The sequence below is a fragment of the Candidatus Cloacimonadota bacterium genome, assembly GCA_012516855.1.
Lineage (GTDB): Bacteria > Cloacimonadota > Cloacimonadia > Cloacimonadales > Cloacimonadaceae > Syntrophosphaera.
The window spans coordinates 12,111-36,455 of record JAAYWB010000046.1; the positions used below are offsets into that span (position 1 = coordinate 12,111).

Below are 24,345 nucleotides of genomic sequence, written 5' to 3' on the forward strand. Positions count from 1 at the left end.
TTTAAACATGGAATCTCCCTTTCAGGGGCTTTTGCTTCCTCATTTCTTAGCCATCTTGGTCGTGAATTTCACAGAACGGTACCTATTAGCTCCGGTCTTCACCCTCGCGTGCAGTTCCACCTGCAAGACGAGCACATCCTGGTCTGGATTGACTTTTGTGAACAGGAATTTGTCCACGATCATCTCGTCCAAGTTTTCCTTTTTAGGAAAGATGTACAGCGGTGAGGCAACCTGCACTCCCCGGTGCACATATCTGCAGCGCACAGCACCATCATACAGATAGAATTGCGCGTAGTCGAGCGTTTCCAGGCCTTTGTCTGTGGGTGGGATGATGCGCAGGTCTGTGCTGGAGTTGGTGGTGGTGTTTAAGAGGCGCATGTTCAGGGCATTTGCCACCCCGTAGTATTCCATGTCCTGGGCATTGCCCACCGGAACTCCGTTTTTAATTAGGTTCAGGCAGTCCAGGGCGTCCTTTTGCAGTTCAGCCCAAGCAGTGAGTTCCCGGTATTTTCTGAAAAAGGTGCCGATTCCCAAGGCTGCCGCAAATATAAGAATAACAGAGATGGCCATCACAACGACCAGTTCGGCCAGGGTGACACCGCGTTGGCGGCCCAAGATGGAGTTTGCGAAGGTTCGTTTGGTATTCATCAGAGGAAATAGTCTTCCCGCATCCGGATATGGCGTTCTTTCTTCGAGCCGGGATCGATCCATCTGAAGGTAGCTTCCAGCTGTATGTAGTTCAGAAGCTGCTCGTTGGACGTCTCCTGGGCGTTGCGCGTCGTGACCGTCATGTTTCCACACAGAACGTGTTCCGGGTTTGTGTCATCGAGGATATACTGCTTGTTCAACTGCAGCTCGAAAGGTTTGCTGCGGGTATGGCGGTAATATTCCATCTCAAGTTCACCGGTTATGAGCAGGGTGGCAACCCGGTCGCGGTAGTTTGTGAGAAGCTGCCGCTCCGCGTAAACCACGCCGATATATATGGCGAGGACAGTCACGACCACCACTGTCATCACCGCCATGGTCTCCAAAATGGTGATGCCGCTTTGTCTGCTTAGCAGGCCAAGCGGCTTCACCTTATTCATCTTATTATATTCATTCATCAGTTAAATCCCGCGCCAGAGGCAAACTGCTTGGGATTGTCAGCGAATTCTTCCGCAATGGTCCTTTCCACAAGGTTGTTCATCACCAGGTTGTATAGAGACTGGTCGCGAGTCTGCATGCCTTCCTTGGTGCTGGCCTGAATAATGGAGGGGATCTGGTAGGTCTTTTCCTCACGGATCAGGTTACGCACCGCAGCGTTGGCCACCATGATCTCCAGGGCGGGAACGCGGCCTTTGCCGTCCTTGGTGGGCAGCAAAGTTTGTGAGAGCACGGCTTCCAGCGATTCGGAGAGCATCGAGCGCACCTGTTGCTGCTGCTCTTTGGGAAACATGTCGATGATGCGGTCGATCGACTTGGTGCAGCTTCCGGTGTGCAGGGTGGCAAAAACCAGGTGGCCGGTTTCTGCGGCTGTCAAAGCCAGGGACACCGTTTCCAAATCGCGCATTTCGCCCACCAGGATCACGTCCGGGTCCTCGCGCAGAGCGCTTCTCAGCGCTGCCGTGAAACTCTTGGTATCGTGTCCCAGCTCGCGCTGGTTGATCAGGCTGTTCTTGCTCTTGTGCACAAATTCGATGGGGTCTTCCACCGTGATGATGTGGCAATAGCGGTTGTCGTTGATCGTGTCGATCATCGTAGCCAGGGTGGTGGATTTGCCGCTGCCGGTGGGGCCGGTCACCAGGATCAGTCCCTTTTCCTTGTGGGTAAGCTTTTTCAGAATGTCAGGAAGATGCAGTTCCTCATAGCTTTTGATTTCGTTTGGGATCACGCGGAAAGCGCATGAGACCCCGTTGATCTGATGGAATGCGTTCACTCGGAAGCGCACGTCGTTGCTCAGTTTGGTGGAAAAGTCGATCTCAAGGTTTTCCTTGAACATCTCTTGCTGGACTTCGTTCATCACACCGAAAACCAGGGTCTTTACCTCTTCCGCTGACAGGATGGGCAGATTCAGCCTTTTCATCCGGCCGTTAACACGCACCATGGGGTGTGCGCCAGCCGCGATGTGGAGGTCCGAAGCTCCCGCTTCCGCCGTGAAGCGTAACAATTCGTGGATAGTCAACTTGTTTCCTCCAGATTAATCGGTGTCGGCTTCCACTCCCTCCGTGTCCGGGTCAGTGAACTGGTCTACGCCATAACCGTGGAATTTGCCTTCTTCAACGTCGAACCACACCTGTTTGTCAGGTCCGCCGGGGAATTCTTCCGTGGAGGTGGCGATGAATTTCTTGGGCGGGTTGCCGGTGACTTCGAATTTCCAATACCGGCTGGTGCTTCCGTCGAGGTTGGTTTCTTTCAGGGCTTTCTCGATGGTATAGTCCTGAGTGCTGCCGTAGGTTTGGCTGTAAATCTTATAAGTGTTGCGGATGGCGCCGATGGCGGTTTGAGCTTCAGCGGAACGGGATTTTTCCACGTGACGCATATAGATCGGAACAGCCAGGGCTGCAAGGATGGCGACAATAATCACCACCACAAGAACTTCGATCAGGGTAAAACCCTTCTGGTTTTTCAGTTTCCTGAGCATTCGTATTTCCTCCTTGCGGAACTTTTTTTCAGGTTCTTTTATGGCTTGCACAATGCGTGCCAATTCTCTGGAAAATTTCATCAATCCAGAGATGCCAATAAATATCTTGACGCATTCTTGTCCAATCTTTTTTTTGCATTTGCCTCAAATTCTCTCAGATTACCTAAGGAGACAAACATGAATATATCACGTTGGCTATCAATCGCCATTATTGTAGCTGTGGGAATGGCAACCTGTTTCGCGGATGAAACCGCTCCCACAGAACTTAAAAACCAGAACCGGCTCAATGACGCTGACGTCCTTGCCGAATGGAACGGAGGTGTCATCACCCGCAAAGACCTGGATACCAAAATCTCCCACCTGCCGGTGAACCAGCAGGGCCGCTACCGTACGGTGGATGGGCAAATCCAGGTGCTGGACATTATGGCCATGGAAGAGGCCTTTATGGCCAAAGCCATCCAGCTTGGGGTGGACAAGGACCCCGATGTCATGAAACTCATCGAAGCCGGAACCCGCCAGTTCTATATCCAGGAATACTACAAACGTAATGTCAGCGATCTCGTGATCGTCACCCAAGCCGATAAACAGAGATACTACGATGACAATAAACAGGCTTTCTACGAATTTCCCAATATAACCCTCAACTACATCCAAACCAAAGATGAGGCCGACGCCCTGGCCGCAATCGCCGAACTTCAGGCAGGGAAAAGCTTCGGGGAGGTTTCGAACGCGTACAACATCAATACCTATGCCAAAGGAATCAAGGGAGTTATCAAAAACATCCGCCTCAACGGCAACATCCCCGGTGTGGGCAACGACTTGGAGCTGGAAAAACACATCGCCGATTCACAGCCCGATCCCACCGCGATAAACGGCCCCTTCAAAACCAACTCCGGCTGGCATCTCTTCCAAACTGTGGATTACAAAGCCGGACGCCAGAAACCTTTTGATGAAGTAATGCCCGAGCTTGAGCAGCGCGCCCGCCCAGGTGTGGAAACCAGGATCCTCAACGACCTGACCGACCGGCTCAAAGCAAAATACGCGGTTGCGGTGGACACCACCAGAGTTGACGAAATCGACCTCAAGGACCGTGCCAAGAACGAAGAGATAATGGACCTCAACCTCATCTCATCCTCAAATCCGGATTTGAACATCACCGTGGCCGTTCTGCTTGACCGCTATGCCCAGCTCTCACCGCAGGAACAGCTCTTCTTCAGCAAGGGCGAAGCCGCCAGGCAACTGCTGGACCAGGAACTCGTCCGCAGCCTGCTTTACGCTGATGCCAAGGCTCAAGACTACAGCCAAAACCTCAAGGAAAATCCAGAATTTGAACAGATGAAGCGCTATTACATCCTGAACAGAGCCTTCCGCCAGCTCGTCGTGGACGCCATCCAGATCACCAGCGAGGAAGCGAGGGCTTATTACGACGAACACATCGACGATTACAGCACCCCTCCCCACCGCAAGATAGAGGTCCTCTGGTTCACCGATGCCGATGAAGCTGAAGCCGCGCGCAGCAAATATGACCTCTACGTCGGGTTCAATGACCAAACCCGCATTGACAAGCTGATCGCCGATAAATCAGTCAAACCCCAGCTCAGGGTGCTGCAAAACATCTACAACAACGGCATCATCACCGGCGTCGGACCCGACAAGGATTTCTGCGACATGGTCTGGGACAACCCCGTCGGCTATATCAGCCCCGTCTTCACAGCCGCCAGCGGCGACATCCTTTTCTTCCGCACCCTGGAGGAAACCCCGACCACCGCGCAGAGCTTCACGGAACTGGAACCCCGCATCTACGGGATGCTCAAGAACCAGCGCCAGAGCACTCAGCAGGAAACGGTTACCCAGCAGCTTTACGAGGAATTCCAGATGGTGAAATATCCGGAAAAGATCAGGCTTGAGCTGAAAGCCGAAGATCTTTTCTCCATGGCCGACAACTCCGCCCGCCAGCGCAATTTCAAAGATGCCATCTCCTTCTACAACCAAATCATCACGAACTTCCCCAACGGCGCAGACGACTACCGCGCCTCCTTTATGAAGGCTTTCCTCATCGCAGAAGAACTCAAGGACGAAGCCCAAGCCCTCCAGCTCTTCAAGGACTTCCTGAAAAAATACCCCAGCGGCGAGCTTAACGAATCGGCCCAGTTCATGATCGATTCTCTGGAAGGCAATGCCGTTTTGGAAATTGAGGAATAACCGTAACCCAATACCTTATTATGAGTTGATTACCCCGCTTCGGCGGGGTTTTTTCATGTCGGATGCCTCTACTGGTTTGATGGAAAAGGGTTGTTCCTTATCCTGTATCCGATATTAACACCACCCTAGCGTACAGCGAACTAAATGAGCATGGACGACAGGAACAATCTGATGGAGTGGAGGATAGGATATGTCGAAGCGTTCATTCTTTGCTGGTGTCGAAGCTCGTTCCTCGCTCGACGCCAGCCCTCACCTAACCCCTGCTTAGCCGTCTGTGATATGCCAATGCCAAGCCTCCAGCATAATGCCCGCATTTGATGCGAGTATCATGCGGGAGGCAGGCAAGGGGCTTATTGGATGGGGCTAAGGACCGAGCGTTAAAGATCCTTGGAATAGAGGCGGAATTTCTTGTAAATTTCCCCGCCTGAGCGCTCCATTTCGGCGCGCATGGGAATATTATCCTCCATTTCATGGTGGCTGTCCATGATCTTGAAGCCTGCGTCGACAGCGGTTTTCATTTGGGCATAGCCCATCAGGATGTCCACGCCCTTGCCGCGGTATTCGGCTTTCACGGCTCCGAGGTAGTTGTCCAATTGGGTGGTTGTTTTAGCGGCGTTCAAGATGTGTATAAAGCCGAAGGGGAAAAGGCGTCCGCGGGCTTTCACAATCCCAGGCGAAAAATTGGGGATGGAGACCATGAAGCCAATAACTTCTTTTTCAGGGGTTTCCACCACCTTGATGAAACGGGGTTCGAGCAGGGGCATATAACGCTTGGCCAGGTGTTCCACATCCTCATCGCTGAGGGGGGAATAACCATAGATGTCCACAAAACATTCGTTCATGAGCCTGATGACGGGCCGGATATAGGCATTGATCTCTTTTTTGGATTTGAATTCCTTCAGTCGGAAGAGACTGCTGCGGCTGGCGCGCTCGAACAACTTTTTATACAGCGGGCTCATGGCCTTTATCATGTCCAGTTTGTAAACGAACCAGTCAATTTCCTTGCCGTATCCCAGTTTCTCCATGTATTCATTTATAATGGGGGTGTTCTGGTAGCAGGCCAGGGTGGGGTTTTCGTGATAGCCCATGAATATGAAGCCCTCTGGATCTTCCTCTGTGAAGCCCATGGGGCCCACAATCCTGGTCATTCCGCGTTCTTTCAGCCATTTTTCCGCGAAGTCCACCAGTGCCTTCACCACTTCGAGGTCATCGATGGCATCAAACCAGCCGAAGCGTCCGGTTTTCACTTTTGCGTAATCGTTGTATTTGTGGTTGATGATGGGAGCCACGCGGCCCACGCATTTGCCATCCTTCCAAGCCAGCATATACACGGTGTCGCAATAGCTTAGGGCAGGGTTTTTCTTGGGGTTGAGCACGGCTTTATCGTCGTCGTAAAGGGGCGGCACCCATCCTGGGCGGCCGGCGTTGATCACTTCAGGCAGGTAAACGAAGCGCTTCATATCACGGCGGGTCTTAACTTCTGTGAGCGTTACTGGCATAGTCTATCCTTTGTGGGTGAGTATTTTAAGTGTCATGTGCACTAAGACGGAGAAGCGCCCTTCCTGTCAAGCGGAAATCCGCGCAAGAAAATCCTTGCCAAAAAGTGGAGACTGAATTTTTTGGCTCTTCTGAGATAAATCTTTAAGGAACAAACCGCTATGGCAACCATGTCCGATATCCGCAACGGGATGATCATAGAATTCAAGGACGACCTCTGGGAAGTGGTCGAATTTTTGCACGTTAAGCCGGGCAAAGGCCCGGCGTTCATGCGCAGCAAGCTTAAAAACGTCCGCACAGGCAAGGTTGTGGACAATACTTGGCGCGACAGCGACAACTTCAACGAAGTGCGCGTGGAACGCCGCAAGATGGAATATCTTTACCGCGACGGCGAATTCTACGTGATGATGGATACCGAAACCTATGAACAGCTTCCCGTTGACGCACATGTGATCGGCGATATGGACAAGCTGGTGATGGAAAACATGGAACTCACCATCCTGTTTGCCCCCGATGGAGAAATCCTGGGTATCGAGCTTCCCGTGACGGTGGTGCAAACCATCGCCGAATGCGAACCAAACGTCAAAGGCAACACCGCCTCTGGCAGTGGAAAGACCGCCTACACCGAAACCGGGCTGAGACTCATCGTTCCCTTCTTTGTAGAAACAGGGGACAAGGTTAAGATCGACACCCGCAGCGGCGAATACTTGGAAAGAGCGAATTAATATTTAGATAAGCGCCAACTGGCGCGAAAGAGGAAATAATGGGAAAAGTAAAAACCTTTGCCGCCAAAGTGGCTCACGAGCTATCCGACGAAGGAAAAACGATCTGCCCGGTCTGCAATACCGAAGTCAAGATGGTCAAGATGATTTTAAACCGCAAAAGAGGCAGCGAGGGCTGGGCCCCGCGTTACGGATTTGCCAAACTCTGCAAATGCAACGAGGCGGATTTTCTGGCTGGTAAAACCTTGTAAGATAACAGCCAAAGGGATGTCGCCACAGTATGGACCCGTCCCGGTCCGGCATCAATGCTCCGGAAAGGCGGGTTTTTTTATTGACAGGCTTTGGCGGGGCGGATTAGTGGGTTTTAGTGTTTTTGTATAGCGCCGAGCGTGGCGAAATGGGTTTATTTATTTAAAAATCTTGCAGTCAGGGAGAGCTTGTTAATGCTTTCAAGATCGAAACTGGCCTTGTGCCTAATCGCAGCGCTCGCGCTGGCGGGTCTGCTGAACGCGATGGTGCCTCCCCATCCGCTCCACGAACATATTCCTTCCGGCTTTGAACCAACCCGGCTGGAAGTTCCCGGTTTAGGCTCTCTAAGGGAAGTGGAAACGCACAGAACACTTCCCAACAACATTCTGGTGCTGAGGGTCCAGTTCAGCGATGTAAAGTTTATCAGCACCCCCCAGTATCCGGACAATTTGGCCCATGACGAAGTGTTTTTTGACCGCTGGATGCTGCATTTGGGAGACTTTTTCGCTGATGCCTCCCACGGCGCCTATCAACTGAGTTACACACTCCATCCCAATGTTTTTACCCTGTCCAAACCGCTAGCCCATTACGGCCATGACGTCGCCGACACCACCGACGCAGGTTTGAAGGATTTCACCCGGGAATTGATCCAGATGGCTGATCCGGAGATCGATTTCAGCCAGTATGGCGGTGTGATAGTGTTCCACGCGGGCGCGGGCCAGGAATCAGACATCAACGGCGAACGGCAGGATGAGATCTGGTCAACCTTCCTCACCCGCAGACGGCTGCAGCTTTGGTTTGACGAGGATAACGATGCTTATCAGGGCTATCCGGTGGACGGGACCTACCTTACCAATATCGTGATCGTTCCGGAACATGAGTATCAGGACTATTTCCCCGGCGAGAACGAAGAAAATGCAGAGGTTTACCTCTTCAGCATCTACGGCGTTCTTGCCCACCAGTTTGGCCACATCCTGGGCCTGCCCAGCCTGTATGACAACGATTCCAGCAACGGAGCTTCGCAGGGCATCGGCAACTGGGGCCTGATGGGAACTGGGATTTGGAACGCCAGCGGCTACGTTCCGGCACAAGTGAGTGCCTGGTGCCGCACTTTTCTTGGTTGGGAAACACCCATCACCGTCACGGAAACAACTGAAAACCTCTCCATATCGCACTTTCTGAACCATATGCCTGTTAACGACCGGGTTTATAAAATCCCCATCTCGGACAGAGAGTATTTCCTGGTGGAAAACCGACAGCAAAATCCCGACGGCAGCCTTAATCCCTACAACAATCTGCCCAGCTATAGCTTCGTTCTCCTACCCCCCGGCGAGCAGGACTACTATGAAAACTTCCCCGAACTGCCTTTCTTCAATTTCATGGAGAACCGCTATAAAGGCAGCGAGTGGGATTTCATGCTGCCCGGTCTGGGCGGGCCCGTCCCTGCCGGAATGCCCGTGCCAGTGGATGGTTCCGGGCTGTTGATCTGGCACATCGACGAAAATGTGATCGCCCAGAACTTCACCGCCAATTTTGACTACAACACCATCAACGCCTACTCCCAACACAAAGGCATCGACCTTGAGGAAGCCGACGGCATCCAGCATCTGGATATATCGGCAGCCGACCAATACAAATACGGCAGCCCTTATGACAGTTTCCGCGCCGGCAACAACGATTATTTCGGGAAGCAATTACACAACGGGATTCTCTCCCTACCCACCGCTGAAAGCTACTATGGCGGCGTCCCTGTGGAAATCCATGACATCAGCGCCAGCGGCAATAATATGACCTTCTCGGTAAGGTTTGGCTGGAGGCTTTCCACCGGGTTCAGCGGAGAGAACAACATCAACGCCTGCGCAGTGGATTTCGACGGCGACGGCAACACAGAACTGGTCTATCCCCAACCTGACGGCCAGATCCACATCTGGAAAGACGAACTGCCCCTGCCAGAATATCCGATCTGCGGTCAGCCAATGGAACACACCTATGTCTGGACCGGCAGCGAATTCTATTTTCCCATGCAGGAGGAAAATCAAGCCCGGCTCTACCGCCTGGACTCTGCTGGCAGCGAATATATTCACACATTTGAGAACATGTCTTGGGCCACCCATCCCCTCAGCACGGGCGAATCGTTGTATATGGCCTTGAACAGCAACCTCCCTGGACAGCGAGGCACGCTGTTCAGCCACGACCCAGAGACAAGCGAAGTTCAGACCCTGCGCGAATTCGAGTATCCAATCCTGGCCAACATGGCCTGGTTCCGCGACCGGCTTTACATCCCCTCCCGTCAGGAAGGAATGTTCTGCGTTTGGAAACTGGACCCGAATAACCCCATGTTTGCGGAATGTCTTCTTCTGGACGTGCCTCTGGATTCCACCCTGGTGGCGGTTTTCGTGGCTCCCCTACGGCCGCAGAATCCTTCCAGCCAGGGCAAGGTGATAGTTCAGTGCCTCAATTCCATCTATGTGTTTGACTCCGACAAAAACATCCTGCCCGGATTTCCCTATGTTCATGACATGCGCTCCACCGCGCCGCTGAGCATAGAGGACTGGGATAAGAACGGCACTCTGGACCTCATCATTTCTTCAGACCGGGGCGTCGCCGTCATCGACTACTCCGGTTCGCGGATGAGTCCGGCTTCACTGAACCTGGCGGCTTCGGATTACCTGGCTTTCAGTTCTGGAGTTCTGGCCGTGGACATTGATCACGACGGAAAAAAGGAACTCCTTGGCTCTTTTGGCTTCAACCAGCTAAATTGCTGGGACAACAGTTTTCGCCCTAAACCCGGTTACCCTGTTTCCTTCGGACAACGCAACCGCAACCTGCCCCTCATCGCCGCTGGTTCAGACGGCCTTGTATATGCCTGGTTGGCTTCCGATAACGGCTTCATCTACCGCCAAGCCCTGCCTGAAGCTGTCATGGCAGACCTCCAATCCGGATGGACCGCTGAATTCGGCTCTCTGCTCCGCCAGGCCAGCCGCGATAGCAATAATTTCCCAAACCAGTACCAAACTACAGAACTCTTCGTGCCCGGAGAATTCTACATCTATCCCAACCCCCTCAAGTCCATCCACGAACAAAAATTAACTCTGAATGTCATGACCAGCCGCGACACCGCCCTGGAAGTGAAAATCTTCGATATCAACGGAAGCCTGATCTTCCGTCAGTCCAGCACCGCCAAAGCCTGGCTGCGCAACCGTGATGTGATCAACCTCCCCGCGGACCGTCTACGCAGCGGTGTTTACATCTGCGTGGTTTCGGGTGACCGGGACTCCCGCAGCATTAAATTCGCGGTGGAAAAGTAACGGAGCAAAAATGATGAAAAAGCTACTCCTGATAATAATTGTGGCGCTGGCCGCTCTATCCGTGCTGCCGGCTGGGATCAATATCCACGCTGGTGAATATGGCTACCAGTTTCTGGACATTAGCAGCAATCCTATAGCCATGAGCCTGGCTGGACGTGGTATCGGCAGCGGAAGCGACCTTGCGGCGTTCCTGCGCCAGCCCTCAGCTTCGGCCCTCAGCAGCCACCGTGCCCTGGGCGCGAGCCATGTGCGCTGGCTGGAAGACACAGCCGCCAACAACATCTACTACTCCGTTTCCGACCGTAAAACCCATTTTGGGCTAGCCCTGCGCACCCTGGATTACGGCGTTCTGGAGATCCGTGATGAAAACGGCGAACTCATCGGCAGTTATTCACCTTTGAATGTTGACCTGATGGGCAACTACGCCTTGCGGGTCACGCCTTCGCTCTACGCTGGGATAAACGCTGGGATCACCTACGAAAAGCTGAACACCGATTCCAGTTATGGCATCCACAGCGACCTTGGCTTCACCTGGCTAACACCCCTGCAGAACACCAAATTCAATCTGGCAGTGCGTAATCTGGGCTTTTCTTCCGCAATGAACGAGGAACGAACCTTATTTCCCATCAGCCTGGAAATGGACCTCAGCAAGAAAATTGAACTGGGTGAAAACTCCCTGGAGTTTGAACTTAGCGGGATCAAGGCCATCGACGAAAACTGGAAAGGAGCAGTTAGCGCAGAGTTCAACCTCTTCGGCCTGGCCCTGCTGCGAGCCGGCTACAAGATCAACCACGACGCTGAAGACCTCACGGCCGGTCTGGGCCTGCGCTGGAAACGGATAGGTATTGATTACGGCTGGGCCTCTTTTTCCAGCCAACTCAGCGATGTACATTCCCTGGGCCTCAGCTACTATTTCTAAACGGACCATATGAATTCCAAACGCCACTTGACCCTGCTGGTACTGCTGCTGTCTGCTATCATGCTGCCAGCCTTGAACATCACGCCCGGACAGCTGATCGTGAAGACCAGCCAGCCCCTGGACCCCAAATCCAACCGCACCGGCCTTACAGAGTTTGATTCCTGGCTGGATGCCCACGGCGCTTTGAGCCTGAAGCCCCTAAAGGGCATGCATCAACCGAAATACTTCCTGGTGGATCTTGCCTCCGAGCCGGACTGGGAAGCCCTGCGAGGAGAAACTCCAACCTTCCCGGGCATCGAATACATACAGCCGAACTATCTTTCCACTTTCCACATCGAACCCAACGACCCACTGTATTCAGAGCAATTCCACACCATGGTGGCGAATCCCCAGGCCTGGAATTACTCCACCGGCAGTTCCCAAGTGGTGGTGGGGATAATCGACTCAGGCTGCCTCATCAACCATCCGGACCTGAGAGCCAACATCTACATCAACCCCGGCGAAGATCCAGCCCTGGGTCTTCACGACAACGGCATCGACGATGACGGCAATGGCTACATCGACGACTGGTGCGGCTGGGACTTTTCCGACGCCCCGGAGCTTTCAGATATCGCCGTGGGTGACTATATTGACCAGGATAATGACGTGGAAGACGAAAACTTCCACGGAACCCACGTGGCAGGAATCGTCGGCGCGGTGGGCAACAACGGCATCGGTATAAGCGGCGTTTGCTGGAACGTGAAGCTGATGCCGATCCGGGCTGGATTCCGCACCACCGCCGGCCAGGGTTACCTGCAGGATGACGACGCAGCAGCCGCAATTATTTACGCCGCTGACAACGGCTGCAACGTGATAAACCTGAGCTGGGGCGATCCAAACTATTCACCCATCATTGGCGATGCCTGCAATTATGCTCATTCCAAGGGTGTAACCATCGTGGCTTCCGCTGGCAACGATCCTGGGCCTGTGCTTAGCTACCCGGCCAAACTTTCAAATGTGATCTCCGTTGGAGCCGTCAACCGCAACCGCAATATCGCCGGCTTCTCCAGCTATGGCCCGGATCTGGACCTGGTGGCCCCTGGTGAAATGGTGCTCAGCACTTATAAAACTGATTTGGGAGAAGAATACTTCCTGCAAAGCGGTACCTCGATGTCCTCACCCTTTGTGGCAGGTGCAGCGGCCTTGCTGCTGTCTTTGCACCCAAACCTTTCTCCGGATGAGGTGCGTGCCCGGTTGCTCACCTCAACCGACGACCTTGGCGCACCTGGTTTTGACATCTATTATGGACACGGGATGCTGAACACCAAAAAACTGCTGGAAAACACCCAACCTCCTTTGGTTTACATCGACCAGCCTCTAGACCACACAGGCATCACAGGCAGCATGGACATCACCGGAACGGTGACCGGTAGCGATTTCTTCCGCTACAGCGTGATGTACACCAATGCCGAGGTGCCCACGATTCTGGACTGGTATGATGTGCAAACCCACCAAAACTATCCTTCCCACCATCAGCAGCAGGTGCAAAACGGCGTTTTGGCACATTTCGACATCCCCGAGGCCTTCGCTGAGGGGAAATACACGCTCCGGGTGCAGTATGAAAGCGTTTCGGGCCAGAAATTCAACTACTTCCGCACCTTCATCTACGACCGCACGCCTCCCATCCTGAGAGAAGAATCCGTGATGGGTTTCAAGCGCTATGACGGCCAAAACCTGCGTTATTATGTGTCTGCCGTGTTCAATGAATATGTGCGCACCGAACTGCTGATAACCGATTCCGCCGGCGGACTATACACCGTTTACGGCGCCTTGCTGGACAGCACCCACGTTTGGGCCATTCCCTCCCAACTGCCGGAAGGCCCCATCGATTTTCAGATCAGAGCCACCAACGTTTGCAACATCGAATACCTTTCCCCCGTCTGGCAGGATGCTCTGGACATCAGATATGAAATCATACCCAGTTACGGTTACAATTGGCAAATAATCGGCGAACCTCGAGTCCCATTGAATCACTTTTATGATTACGACGGAGACGGCTACAAGGAATACCTTGCCATGGACCTGCCCAAAACAGGATACGGCGGGGTCTTCGTCTATCAGCCTCAAGCCGGAGGACATATGCTCAAGCACTCCTTCAACGATTCCTTCTGGCTTCTGAGCGCGGGCAATACCAACGACATCGGCCAGGAAATACTGATGCTCAAGGGCGACACCGCTGTGCTGATGGAAAGCCAGCTCACCAGCACATATCCGAACCTACCGCTCTGGGAGGAAACCTCAGTCACAGGAGGTGTGATCGCAAAGTATTCACGTGACAATGTCGAAGGCCTCCTGCTGGTGAAAATACTGCCTACCAAACGAGTTATCCAAGCTTACAAGCGCTCCGGAAACACCTTCGAGAAAAAAAACCAACTCGAAAACAATTCCGAAACGGACTTCTACAATACCTTCGTTCCCACCATCATTGTAAAGAATTTTGACAATGACAACTATCCTGACATCCTCACAGCCGATACCGATGGCGACGTGATGATCTACGAAATCCGGAACGACAATATGCACGAACTGTCCTGGAGCCACAGAATGCCGGTCGGCAACACCTATAGCATCACCAGCGGCGACTTCGACGGCAACGGCCGTCAGGATTTCTTTATCGGCGGATATTACAAGGACAATCTGGACCCCAACCAGAACTTCTGGTATTTTGAAGGCTTCCGAAACGTTTCCAACAACAACTACACCAGCGTGGGCTCCATCATGTTCAACGAAGTTACATCCCAAAGCGCCATCCTGGCCCACGATCTGGACAACGACGGAAAGGACGAGATCATCCTCGCCATCGCCCCCAACCTTTACACCCTGAAGTATGACGGAGGCAAATTCAAACCCCAGTTTTACGGGAAAAGTTTCCGCAACTATGCGCTCATGGCTTACAAAGACGCCAACAACCGCTCCTATTTCCTGACCAATTACGAGGTGCAACCGGATTCCGTTATCTTTGTGGAATGGACTTCCGAAGACCCTTTCACCGGACCCGGCACACCTGCCAATTTCCAGGCCCAGGCATTGGACGGCAACACTGTCCAGCTCTCTTGGATAGACAACGGGGCGCAGTTTTATCGCCTCTACCGCAGGGATGAGGATGGTCAGACCATTGTTTTGGACGATGTTTCGGATGTTTCTTACATGGACCTGCAAGTGGAGACGGGGACCAGATACAGCTACGCCGTAACCGCCTGTGACCCAGCCTACTCGCCCATGGAGAGCATCCCCACCGTCTGGAAGGACGTTGTACCCTATGAAACGCCCCAGGTGAAAAGCGTCACCATGACCGGTTCGAACACGCTGTTGATCAGCTTTGACCAGCCCATGTCGGGCCAAATCCTAAACCCCAGCCTCTACCACGTGAGCCACAACATGGGCCGTCCATCCTCCGTGAACAGCACCGCCACCCATTATGGCGCCCAGCTTTTCTTCAACAGCCAGTTCCCGGCCATCGAAGAGGATTTCACCCTCACCCTCAGCAACATCATCAGCGCCCAAAACATCCCGCTTGACCAAACCCAATTCACTTTCAGCTGGCAGCAGGATACCGTGGCCCCCGGTGTGGTGGAAGCCCTTGTTCTGGAGGACCAGCAGACCGTGCGGATACAATTCACCGAATCCATCGCCCCGCTGAACCCAAATCCGGAAATCATCGGCAACTACATCCTTCACAACCATTCCAACGACCCCGACAACTCAATCGTGAGCGTTGCCCACGAGGACGACGCGGTGCTGGTTCATCTGGCTCATACAGTGCGGTACGGCTCCTCGGCTTACAAAATCACCGTCAACAACCTCCGCGACCTGGCCGGAAACCTCATCTCACCCCAAAACAACGTCGCCCGCTTCTATCTGGTTAACAACCACGACCTCAAACACTTGGTGGCGTATCCCAATCCCGTCCGCCCAGGCGACAAACAGTGCAGCATCATCAACTTCCCTTCCGGCAAAACCGGCAACCTCCGCATCTACGACAGCTCCGGAAACCTGGTGCGCACCGCCGCCATCGGACCCTTCGATCCTGTGGTGAACAACGTTGACTGGAGTTGGGACCTGAAAAACAACGATGGAAGGAAAGTGGCTTCCGGAGTGTATTTCTATGTGGTGGAGATGGATGGAAAGACCGCGCGCGGTAAAATTGCGATAATCAACTGACCCACTGTAATGTCCTGCCGGTCTCGCCGTTAGCGCTCTAGTTCATCCCACTCCCACGCCTCTCGCAAAATCCTCGCATCAAATGCGGGCATTTGGCGGGAGGCGCTTCAGGGATCTGGAAATGGGCGTTAACGGCCAGACAGCATCGCTTCACTCTTCCGCTGAGTCGCCACCTCCACAATCGTATGCAGCCCTTCGGGTTAACCTACCCAGATTGAAATAGAGCCATTTTTAGCATCTTTCCCACAGAGGTCATTCAGCCCTTTTTCGGCTGGGCAATGGCCTGTCTGGCATGGGCTTAACGGCATCTGATCGTCTTCAAATGAATCCGCGTTCCAACCTGTGGCCGGAACTCGGAAACTGTCTTGGGAAATGGAGTTCAGTTTGCTACATGGCTCAACTGAATTTGGATGTGATATCCTCGAGGCCGGGCAGCTTGAACACTTTGAACTGGTCTGTGCGCATCTCAGGATCGGCCTGTATGTCCATCTGGTCCTTGTATGCGCTGAAGTAGGAACTGTTGGACTTAATGTGTTCCAGCAGTTCCGGATGCACCATGACGCGGAACTTCTTATTGCGGATGAAGTAGTCCGAACGTCTCAGCCAGCGATGTATGCGCATCAGCATTGTATCCTTGGAAACGATGCGCCCGCTGCCGTTACAGGTGGGGCAGGGATCGGAAAGCTTGGCGATGAGGGTTGAGCGCATGCGTTTGCGGGTAACCTCAACCAGGCCAAGTTCGGTGAAGTTGTAGACCTTGTTTTTGGCGCGGTCGCGCTTGAGCCCTTTGCGTAGTGTTTCAAGCACTTCCTGCTTGTTGGCTTCATTCACCATGTCGATGAAATCGATGATGATAACCCCGGAAAGGTCACGCAGTCTGATCTGTCGGGCTGCCTCAGCAGCGGCTTCAATGTTGGTCTTCTTGATTGTTTCCTCATAGTGGGTCTTTCCGGTGAAGCTGCCGGTGTTGATGTCGATGGCCACCAAAGCCTCGGTCTGCTCGATCTTGATGTTTCCGCCGCTGGGCAGGTAAATGCGCGAATGGAAGACAGTCTCGATTTTTTTCTCGATGCCCCAGGCGTCGAAGATGGGCGAATCCTCTTTGTAAATCTCCACGGCGGGGATGAGGTCGGGCGAAAAGTCCTCCAGATGGCGGATGATGCTCTTCGCGAAGGCTTTGTCGTCGATCACCAGACGGTCAACGTTTTGCCCGAAAAGGTCACGAATGAGGTAATTTTCCAGGGCATTTTCCTCAAATACGCAGACGGGGCCTTTGACGTGCTTGATCTGCTTGTCGGTTAGTTTCCAGGTTTTCACCAGGGCGTTGTATTCGTTGCGTAGCTCTTCTTCATCGCAGCCTTCGGCCTCGGTGCGCACGATCAACCCGAAATCCTGGTCCTTGAAGGAACTGAGCAAGTTGCGGATGCGGCCACGCTCATTCTGGTTGTAAATCTTGCGGGAAATGGCGATTTTATGTTTATTGGGAAAAAGCACCAGGTATTTGCCCGGAATTGAGATTTGGCCTGTTAAGCGGGCGCCTTTGCTGCCAATAGGGCCTTTATGGACCTGCACCACGATTTCCTGGCCTGGTTTAAGAAGGTTGCCGATTTGGGATGAATCCTTGCTATTTAAGCGTGGGTGCTGTTTCTCGTTTTCGAAGATGTCGAGAAAATCAAGCACGATGTCTGAATAATGCAGAAACGCGGTGCGTTCCAGCCCGATTTCGATGAAGGCGGCGCCCATGCCTGGCAGCACGTCTTTCACGAATCCCTTGTAGATGTTGCCAACGACGTTTTGCTTATCCTTACGTTCTACAAAGAGTTCCACCAGTTTATTATCCTCGAGCACGGCCACCCGCTTTTCCATGGGGTGGACGTTCACGATTATATCGGTATTGAATTTACCTTTTTTCATATAAAAGTCCTGTGGGTCGGGTTCGGCGGCAGCCTCAGTTCAGTTCAAAAGGGCAGAAATAGAGCCACTGACGTGGTTTGAGGGTATCGCGCAGAGATGCCAGCAAGCGTTCTTCCAGGCTGGAATCGCGTAACCTGAGCAGGGAGTTCACTCTGCGGAACAGGCCGCGGTCGCGCAAAAACTTCCAAACACTGATCCGCCGAGGATATTTGCTCACGCTGTACTTGCTAATGTTGGCCAGGGAAGCGGCTTTCTTCACGGCGTCATCCAAGCCGCCGATGGCGTCGATGAGCCCGTTTTCCAGAGCGTCCGCGGCTATGAAGACCCGGCCTTCGGAAACAGCGTCAATGCCATCCGGGGTGATCTTGCGGCTGTCCATCACACGCTGGCGGAATTCCGCGTAACATCTTTTGGATTCGCGTTTTAGCGAGGCCAGCAGTTCATCGCTGTAGGGTTCAAAAATGCTGCCGACTTCAGCGAATTTGCCGTAGCTCAGGGTCTGGCTGTCGATGCCAAGTTTGTTGCCCAACTCCACAGGTTCAGGCAGGACCATGATCACACCGATCGAGCCGGTGATAGTATGCGGATCGGCGTAAATGTAATCCCCGCCGCAAGCTATGTAATAACCGCCGGAAGCGGCCATACCGCCCATTGAGACCACCACAGGTATCTTCAGCGCTTTCAGCCGCTGATAGATCAGTTCGGATTCCAGAGCTGAACCGCCGGGGCTGTTCACGCGCAGCACCACAGCTTTGATGGAGTTGTCATCCTCAATGTCGTCCAGGATGCGGTCAACCTTGTTCGCGCTGATCATGCTCTCGGCTCTGTAACCATCTGTGGCGGCAATGTTACCGCTCAGGTTGACCACCGCGATTCGGTTGCCGGAAACAGCAGTATCAACTGGAGAGGCGTAGTCGGAAAAGGAAACCCGATTATCATCCCCGATCTTGTATTGGGACAGCATCTCGTCCCAAGTCAGTGTGTCGTCGATGAGGCCGTATGTTTTTGCCTCTTTTCCGTTTATAATGAGGTCTTCGCGGCTTTCATAGATATCCCGCACCAAGGTGGAATCCAGGCCGCGTCGGCGGCTTATGTCGCTGCGCAACAGGTTGTAGCGGCTTTCCAGAGCGCGGCGGAGATTGGCTTCCGTGCCAGGGCTGAGCGAGGTTTGGGTGAAGGGTTCCCCAGCGCCTTTGTAGTCGCCGGATTGCATCACGTGCATCTTGATGCCCAGTTTTTTGAGGGCTTCTCTGTAAAAAAGGATGTTGCTGGATACGCCTTGCAACAACAGGCCGCCGGAAGCTGAGGGGTCCATGTAGATCTTGTCCGCCAGGGTGCAGAGCAGATAGTCGCTCTGATCCAGCGTTTCCCCGTGGGCGATCACGGTTTTGCTGCTTTTCTTAAATTCCTCCATCGCGGCGCTGATCTCGTTCAGGTTGGGATAACTAATCGCCACTCCCGAGGGCTTGATAATGATGCCCTTCACCTTGCTGTCTTTGGCCGCTTTGCGGATCCGGCTGCAGATGTCCTCGGCGCTCAGGGGGCTAAGACCCCAAAACTCTGATCCTTGCAACTCTGAGTAATCCGGAACGCCACCAGAAGGGTCCAAAACCAGCCAAGTGCCGCTGGATATTGTTGTTGAGTGGGTGGCAGACATGAAAGGCCGCCCGATGAAGTAGCCAGCAACGAAAGCGCCGATCAGAATGAGCAGCACAAGTCCGCAACCTAGCATAATGCCAGTTCTTGTTTTCATGGGATAAACTCCTTGTATAAAATTGGTTGTGAAAAGTGGTGATTGTAAAAGTGAGTGGCGGAGATGCTGGGATTCGAACCCAGGATACGCGTTTTGCACATATACACGATTTCCAATCGTGCTCCTTCAGCCAGCTCGGACACATCTCCGCTCGTGTGGAACGTCATCTTTTTAAAGCCTCGTAATCTGTCAAATCAAATATCAGTGCCGAAAGTGGCGGCAACCTGTGAAAACCATGGTCAAGCCCAGTTCGTCGCAGGCAGAGATAACCTCCGGGTCTCCTTTTGAGCCGCCCGGCTGGATTACAGCGCGAACGCCAGCATCATGCAAAGCGTCGATGGAATCGCGGAAAGGGAAAAAGCCGTCGGAGGCGCACACAGCACCGCTAAGGCTGTGGCCGAACTTGCGGGCCTTCATCACCGCCAGTTGCAGTGCGTCGATTCGGCTGGTCTGTCCCGCGCCCAAGCCGAAAACGCGGTCATTCCCGGTGAGAGCGATGGCGTTAGAACGCAGTAGTGCAGCCACTTTCCAGGCAAAACCAAGCGCCTGCATCTCTTCAGCAGAGGGTTCGCGTCGGGTCACGCAGCGCCAAGTGGAGGGATCTTCGTTCACGAGATCGCGTTCTTGCAGCAGCCAGCCCTGCAGCAGCTGTTTCAGTTCCCAGGGATTTTGCCCGGGGTTGAAAACTTCCTCATCCCAGCGGATGAGGCGTCGGTTCTTCTTTTTGCGCAGAAATTCCAGCACCCCGTTCTCATAATCCGGGGCGACGATGATCTCGGTGAATATCTGGTTGATCAGCCTCGCGGTTTCAAGGTCCAGAGCGCGATTGAGGCCAACAATCCCACCGAAGGGGGATTCCGTGTCGGCCGCCAGCGCTTTTTTGTAAGCGTCCTGCAGCCGCTCAGCGCAGCCAATGCCGCAGGGATTGCAGTGTTTGGTTATTACCACTGTGGGCGCTTCGAAAAGCCTCAACGCCCTCAGCGTGGCATCGATGTCCATTTGGTTGTTAAAGGAAAGTTCCAAGCCGTGCAGCAAGCTGAGCCCGTTTTGGCCACTGGCGTATAATGCTGCTCTTTGATGTGGGTTTTCCCCATAGCGCAAATGTGCGGCTCTGGGCATACTAACTTCCAGTTGGTCTGGCAGTTCCGGTTCCGAATCAGCATGTTCCTGGCAGCGTAGCCAGTTCGCGATGGCAGCATCGTAAGCCGCAATGTGTGCGAACGCCTTGCGCGCCAGGTGGATGCGCTTCTCCAGCGGCAGTTCGCCTCCAGCTTGAAGCTCTCTTAATACGCTGCTGTAATCTGCCGGATCACAGAGGACTATAACTCCGGCATGGTTTTTGGCCGCCGCCCGCAATAGCGAGGGGCCGCCAATGTCGATGTTCTCGATGATTTGCTGCCGCGTGGAGCCAATCTTGGACAGGGTTTCGCGGAAGGGATAGAGATTCACGGCCACGAGGTCGATCCGCCGGATGCCAAGCCGGTCCAGGGTTGCCAGGTGCTCCTGATTGGAGCGGTCGGCCAGGATGCCCGCGTGGATGTGAGGATGCAGGGTCTTCACGCGCCCATCCAGGATTTCCGGAAATCCCGTAACATCCTCCACTTCTACAACTTCCAATGCTCTGTCTCGCAGATGACTGGCCGTGCCGGAACTGGACAGGATGCCATAGCCCAGCTCTGCCAGTCCGCTCGCCAGGGTCTCCGCTCCGGATTTATCAGAAACCGAGATCAATGCGTATTTTTTCACCCTTCTTCCTCTTCCTCCGGAGGGTCCAGAATCTCCTTGAGTTCGTTCCGGCTGATGTATCTGTCCAGGTTTCGCCTCATCTTGCCGTCACCGTAAATCTCCAGGGTGAGGCGTATCATTTCTTTGGACCCGTTGGGAGGCTCTTCGCCACGTTTTTTATTCTCAAACACCGCCACCATCACGATTCCGCTAAGCACGATCAGCCAGTTCACATAGATCCAGAGGAGAAAGATGGGCAGGGCTGAGAGGGTGCCGTAAAACTTCTGATAGCTGGTCATTCGCAGGATATAGGTGTCAAATCCGCTTTTCACCACCATCCAGATCAGGGCGGTCCAAAACGCCCCGCGCACCAGTGACATCCGCTGCACCTTAATCGACGGCATCAGCATATAAAGAAACACCAGCAGCAGGAATTGCAGAACGAACGGCACCAAATAGGTGAGCCAGCGCAGCATTGGCATTCTGAGCAGCCGCGATATCAGCGGCAGCGAAGAACTTGAGATCAGCACCACCAGGATGAACACACCCAGGATGATGGTACCCAGAAACTTGATGACCTGGCTGAGGAGGTCCTGTTTGGGGTGATACTCCATCTTCAGGATACGGTCAAAGGAATCGCGGATGGTTCTGAACAGCGAATAGGATGATATGATCATCACGACGAAGTTGATAATGTTGAAGCCGGCACGGCCTTCCAGCATGCCTTCGATCACGTTGTTCACAGCCAGCGCGGATGTGGGCATCAGGTTGTTCGATATGAGGTTAAACACCTTTTCCTGCAGGTTCAGGAAGGGCAGGTCCGGCACTATCAGCAGCAGGAACACCACGAAAGGCACAAAGCCCAGAATGGTGATGTAGGTTAGGGATCCGGCCTCGCGCATCACGCGTTCCCTGATGATAAGGCGGAACCAGCGTTTCAGGAAGTCCCAGAGGTCCGAAAGCACCTGCCGGCGTTTGGCAGGCTCGGTCAGATAGCTTCTGAGTTTCACCAGATCGATCCACACTGCTTTGACGTAAGTCACTATCAATGCCCAGAGATTGGCGAAAAAACCTTTTTTGCCATTGTCATTCATGTTCAATCCTCCCTCAGGGCTTCAACGGGGTCAAGTTTGCTGGCCCGCATCGCCGGCGAAATGCCAAAAATAAGTCCCACCCCCACGGAAACGAGCAGCGCCACCCAGATCATCTGCACCGAGGCGATCACCTGCAGGTCCAGATAGGAACCCACGGCTTTGAGTATGGAAAAGCCAAGAATTATGCCCAGCACCCCGCCCAGCGCGGTGATCAGGATGGTTTGCACCATGAATTGAGCGAAAATGTCCCGCCGCCTGGCCCCTACGGCGATGCGCACCCCGATTTCGCGCGTTCGCTCCTTCACCGAAGCCAGCATGATATTCATGATCACGATGCCCCCAACCAGCAGCGAAATCACCGCTATGAGCACAAAGATGGCGGAAAAGATCATCGAGCTTTGTTTCATCTGGTCCATCTGCTCCTGCGCCGCGCTTACCTCAAAAACCTTCTTGCCCTGCTTGATGTTCAGCACCACGTCCTCCACTTTTTTTCGCAGTTCCTTAGCCGCTTCGGGACTGGCTGCCTGCAGGCTGAGGCTGTTCACTTTCTGGTTGGGGTCGATTTTGCTGAGCAGCGTGGAAAGAGGCACAAAAGCCCGTTGGTTCATGTATTCCAGCGCGTTGTCGGTGAAAGCGCTGCCACCGCCCTGCGCCTTCATATACTTTTCCTCCATCACCCCTACCACCAGCAGTTTCTGGCCGGCGAAGCCCACATACTGACCCAGCGGGTCCCGCGAGGAGAAAAGTTCTTTGGCGGTGGTGCTGCCCAGCACCACCACGTTGTTGTGGTTGTCGATGTCCAACGAGTTGATGAAGCGGCCTTTGGCCACCTGCCAGTCCTCCACCTTTTCCATGTCCGGGAAAACGCCCAGCATACTCACCACGTAGCCCAGTTCCCCGTACAGCATTTCCTGAGGCTGCAACTGGGTTTGTGGATTGAAGGCTTCCACCGGCGGCAAAAGCTCGCGGATTTGCTGGATTTCGCGCAGGCTGAAAGTCGGTTCGCCGCCCCGGCTGAGGTCCCAGTCCCAGTTTTGCCTCACCTCCACCTTGTTCAGGCCTCCGCGCTGTCCCATCCAGTCGAGGGTGGTTTTGTTCATCCCGTTCACGATGGCCAGCACCACCATAATGCTCATCACGCCCAGGATGATACCGATGATGGTCACGATGCTGCGTACCTTGCGGCTAAGGATGTCAGCCAAGCCGAGGGAAAGGGATTCAGCCAGCGAAATCGCCATCTTCGATCTTTCCATCCATGATGCGGATCACGCGGTTGGCGCGGTCCGCCACTGCTCTGTCGTGGGTGACGATGATAACGGTGTTGCCCTGCGCGTGCAGTTTGCTGAAAATCTCCAGAATGTCGCCTCCAGCCTGGGAATCGAGGTTGCCAGTGGGCTCATCTGCCAGCAGGATGGCGGGATCGTTCACGATTGCCCTGGCGATCGCCACGCGCTGCCTCTGACCGCCGGAAAGCTCTGCCGGCTTGTGTTTCAGCCTGTCGCTAAGTCCCACGCTGTCCAGGATTTCCCGAGCCTTGAGGTTCCTCTCTTTGGGTTTGATGCCAGCATACATCAGCGGCAGTTCAACGTTCTTGAGGATATTCAGATGCGGCAGCAGGTTGAAAGATTGGAACACGAAGCCTATCTTGCGGTTGCGGATCATGGCCAGCTCATTTTTGTCCATGTCGCTCACCAGCACGCCATCAAGCTGGTATTCTCCCTCCGTGGGCGAATCCAGGCAGCCAATGATGTGCATCAAGGTGCTCTTTCCGGAGCCCGAAGGACCCATGATGGCCACAAACTCGCCTTCCTCGATGTTCATGTCAATGCCGTTCAGGGCGCGGACCTTCACCTTGCCCAGGCTGTAATCCTTGATGAGGTTTTTCGTGCTAATTATCATATTTTTTCACCCAATAAAGCCAGAAATCCATATCTCTCCAAAATGTCAATCAAAAAACAAGCACCAAGGCCTCGATCCGCCGATACTTGTAAAGGTGTTCCCCGTAACACCTCTTTCCTTGTTCGACTACGGCTTGGATACTTCGAGGCCATATATCTTTGTTGCCATTGATTCCAGTTCCTCGCTCGACGCCAGCGCCTGGCTGAACACCACGCGGAGCAATGAAGCGTTTCTGTCTGGCCG

Annotated in this window: 17 protein-coding genes and 1 tRNA gene; 6 read left to right on the top strand and 12 right to left on the bottom strand. The window is 53.7% G+C overall.

What is annotated here, in order from left to right; translation table 11 throughout:
* Positions 1-39 precede the first annotated feature (39 nt).
* From GX466_04425 to GX466_04440, 4 genes are read right to left on the bottom strand one after another with little or no spacing between them, the layout of a single operon-like run.
* Positions 40-648 (bottom strand): prepilin-type N-terminal cleavage/methylation domain-containing protein, encoded by a 609-nt coding sequence (locus GX466_04425; protein ID NLH93448.1) that lies wholly within the window; start codon positions 646-648, stop codon positions 40-42.
* Positions 648-1,103: a hypothetical protein gene (locus tag GX466_04430; GenBank protein ID NLH93449.1), complete on the bottom strand. Its 456-nt coding sequence runs from the start codon at positions 1,101-1,103 to the stop codon at positions 648-650. The genes GX466_04425 and GX466_04430 overlap by 1 nt, the downstream gene beginning before the upstream one ends.
* Complete coding sequence (locus tag GX466_04435; protein NLH93450.1) at positions 1,103-2,161, bottom strand: type IV pilus twitching motility protein PilT; 1,059 nt, start codon at positions 2,159-2,161, stop codon at positions 1,103-1,105. Before GX466_04435 ends, GX466_04430 begins: the two co-directional genes overlap by 1 nt.
* A 15-nt stretch (positions 2,162-2,176) precedes the next feature.
* On the bottom strand, positions 2,177-2,620 hold the full coding sequence (locus GX466_04440; protein ID NLH93451.1) for a prepilin-type N-terminal cleavage/methylation domain-containing protein: 444 nt from the start codon (positions 2,618-2,620) through the stop codon (positions 2,177-2,179).
* Positions 2,621-2,797: 177 nt separating this feature from the next.
* On the opposite strand from GX466_04440, the gene GX466_04445 reads away from it, so the two are divergent.
* A complete protein-coding gene (locus GX466_04445) occupies positions 2,798-4,822 on the top strand; it encodes a hypothetical protein (protein NLH93452.1) in 2,025 nt (674 codons plus the stop codon).
* A 377-nt stretch (positions 4,823-5,199) separates the two neighbouring features.
* Here GX466_04445 and GX466_04450 read toward each other — a convergent pair whose 3' ends face one another.
* Positions 5,200-6,321 (bottom strand): hypothetical protein, encoded by a 1,122-nt coding sequence (locus tag GX466_04450; protein ID NLH93453.1) that lies wholly within the window; start codon positions 6,319-6,321, stop codon positions 5,200-5,202.
* 159 nt (positions 6,322-6,480) lie between these two features.
* Here GX466_04450 and efp point away from each other — a divergent pair, with 159 nt between their 5' ends.
* The 5 genes from efp (at position 6,481) to GX466_04475 (ending at position 15,717) form a co-directional block, all read left to right on the top strand.
* Positions 6,481-7,044 carry an elongation factor P gene (gene efp / locus GX466_04455; protein ID NLH93454.1) on the top strand — a complete coding sequence of 188 codons (564 nt, stop codon included), beginning with the start codon at positions 6,481-6,483 and terminating at the stop codon, positions 7,042-7,044.
* 38 nt (positions 7,045-7,082) lie between these two features.
* Positions 7,083-7,292, top strand: coding sequence for a hypothetical protein (locus GX466_04460; protein NLH93455.1), 210 nt, complete (start codon positions 7,083-7,085; stop codon positions 7,290-7,292).
* A 192-nt stretch (positions 7,293-7,484) separates the two neighbouring features.
* Entirely contained in the window at positions 7,485-10,598 is a 3,114-nt protein-coding gene (locus GX466_04465) for a M6 family metalloprotease domain-containing protein (GenBank protein NLH93456.1), read from the top strand.
* Between the two features lie 13 nt (positions 10,599-10,611).
* Positions 10,612-11,517: a PorV/PorQ family protein gene (locus GX466_04470; GenBank protein NLH93457.1), complete on the top strand. Its 906-nt coding sequence runs from the start codon at positions 10,612-10,614 to the stop codon at positions 11,515-11,517.
* Positions 11,518-11,526: 9 nt separating this feature from the next.
* Positions 11,527-15,717, top strand: a complete 4,191-nt coding sequence (locus tag GX466_04475) for a S8 family serine peptidase (protein ID NLH93458.1) — start codon at positions 11,527-11,529, stop codon at positions 15,715-15,717.
* A 396-nt stretch (positions 15,718-16,113) separates the two neighbouring features.
* On the opposite strand, the gene GX466_04480 is transcribed toward GX466_04475, so the two are convergent.
* The 7 genes from GX466_04480 to GX466_04510 form a co-directional block, all read right to left on the bottom strand.
* A complete protein-coding gene (locus GX466_04480; protein NLH93459.1) occupies positions 16,114-17,631 on the bottom strand; it encodes an Rne/Rng family ribonuclease in 1,518 nt (505 codons plus the stop codon).
* A 34-nt stretch (positions 17,632-17,665) separates the two neighbouring features.
* Positions 17,666-19,384, bottom strand: a complete 1,719-nt coding sequence (gene sppA, locus GX466_04485) for a signal peptide peptidase SppA (protein ID NLH93460.1) — start codon at positions 19,382-19,384, stop codon at positions 17,666-17,668.
* 55 nt (positions 19,385-19,439) lie between these two features.
* Positions 19,440-19,533, bottom strand: a tRNA-Ser gene (locus GX466_04490).
* A gap of 52 nt (positions 19,534-19,585) precedes the next feature.
* Positions 19,586-21,130 (bottom strand): bifunctional phosphoribosylaminoimidazolecarboxamide formyltransferase/IMP cyclohydrolase, encoded by a 1,545-nt coding sequence (purH, locus tag GX466_04495; protein ID NLH93461.1) that lies wholly within the window; start codon positions 21,128-21,130, stop codon positions 19,586-19,588.
* Complete coding sequence (locus GX466_04500; GenBank protein NLH93462.1) at positions 21,127-22,203, bottom strand: YihY/virulence factor BrkB family protein; 1,077 nt, start codon at positions 22,201-22,203, stop codon at positions 21,127-21,129. Before GX466_04500 ends, purH begins: the two co-directional genes overlap by 4 nt.
* A 2-nt stretch (positions 22,204-22,205) precedes the next feature.
* Entirely contained in the window at positions 22,206-23,441 is a 1,236-nt protein-coding gene (locus tag GX466_04505; protein NLH93463.1) for an FtsX-like permease family protein, read from the bottom strand.
* Entirely contained in the window at positions 23,422-24,102 is a 681-nt protein-coding gene (locus GX466_04510) for an ABC transporter ATP-binding protein (protein ID NLH93464.1), read from the bottom strand. The genes GX466_04505 and GX466_04510 overlap by 20 nt, the downstream gene beginning before the upstream one ends.
* Positions 24,103-24,345: the final 243 nt, after the last annotated feature.

What these genes read in the sequence shown, in the direction of transcription:
- GX466_04430 (NLH93449.1), bottom strand. Translation starts at nt 1,103, where the DNA reads ATGAATGAATATAATAAGATGAATAAGGTGAAGCCGCTTGGCCTGCTA.
- GX466_04440 (NLH93451.1), bottom strand. Translation starts at nt 2,620, where the DNA reads ATGCTCAGGAAACTGAAAAACCAGAAGGGTTTTACCCTGATCGAAGTT.
- GX466_04510 (NLH93464.1), bottom strand. Translation starts at nt 24,102, where the DNA reads ATGATAATTAGCACGAAAAACCTCATCAAGGATTACAGCCTGGGCAAG.
- GX466_04475 (NLH93458.1), top strand. Translation starts at nt 11,527, where the DNA reads ATGAATTCCAAACGCCACTTGACCCTGCTGGTACTGCTGCTGTCTGCT.
- GX466_04445 (NLH93452.1), top strand. Translation starts at nt 2,798, where the DNA reads ATGAATATATCACGTTGGCTATCAATCGCCATTATTGTAGCTGTGGGA.
- GX466_04480 (NLH93459.1), bottom strand. Translation starts at nt 17,631, where the DNA reads ATGAAAAAAGGTAAATTCAATACCGATATAATCGTGAACGTCCACCCC.
- GX466_04500 (NLH93462.1), bottom strand. Translation starts at nt 22,203, where the DNA reads ATGAATGACAATGGCAAAAAAGGTTTTTTCGCCAATCTCTGGGCATTG.
- GX466_04465 (NLH93456.1), top strand. Translation starts at nt 7,485, where the DNA reads ATGCTTTCAAGATCGAAACTGGCCTTGTGCCTAATCGCAGCGCTCGCG.
- GX466_04505 (NLH93463.1), bottom strand. Translation starts at nt 23,441, where the DNA reads ATGGCGATTTCGCTGGCTGAATCCCTTTCCCTCGGCTTGGCTGACATC.
- GX466_04470 (NLH93457.1), top strand. Translation starts at nt 10,612, where the DNA reads ATGAAAAAGCTACTCCTGATAATAATTGTGGCGCTGGCCGCTCTATCC.
- efp (NLH93454.1), top strand. Translation starts at nt 6,481, where the DNA reads ATGGCAACCATGTCCGATATCCGCAACGGGATGATCATAGAATTCAAG.
- GX466_04460 (NLH93455.1), top strand. Translation starts at nt 7,083, where the DNA reads ATGGGAAAAGTAAAAACCTTTGCCGCCAAAGTGGCTCACGAGCTATCC.
- GX466_04425 (NLH93448.1), bottom strand. Translation starts at nt 648, where the DNA reads ATGAATACCAAACGAACCTTCGCAAACTCCATCTTGGGCCGCCAACGC.
- GX466_04450 (NLH93453.1), bottom strand. Translation starts at nt 6,321, where the DNA reads ATGCCAGTAACGCTCACAGAAGTTAAGACCCGCCGTGATATGAAGCGC.
- sppA (NLH93460.1), bottom strand. Translation starts at nt 19,384, where the DNA reads ATGAAAACAAGAACTGGCATTATGCTAGGTTGCGGACTTGTGCTGCTC.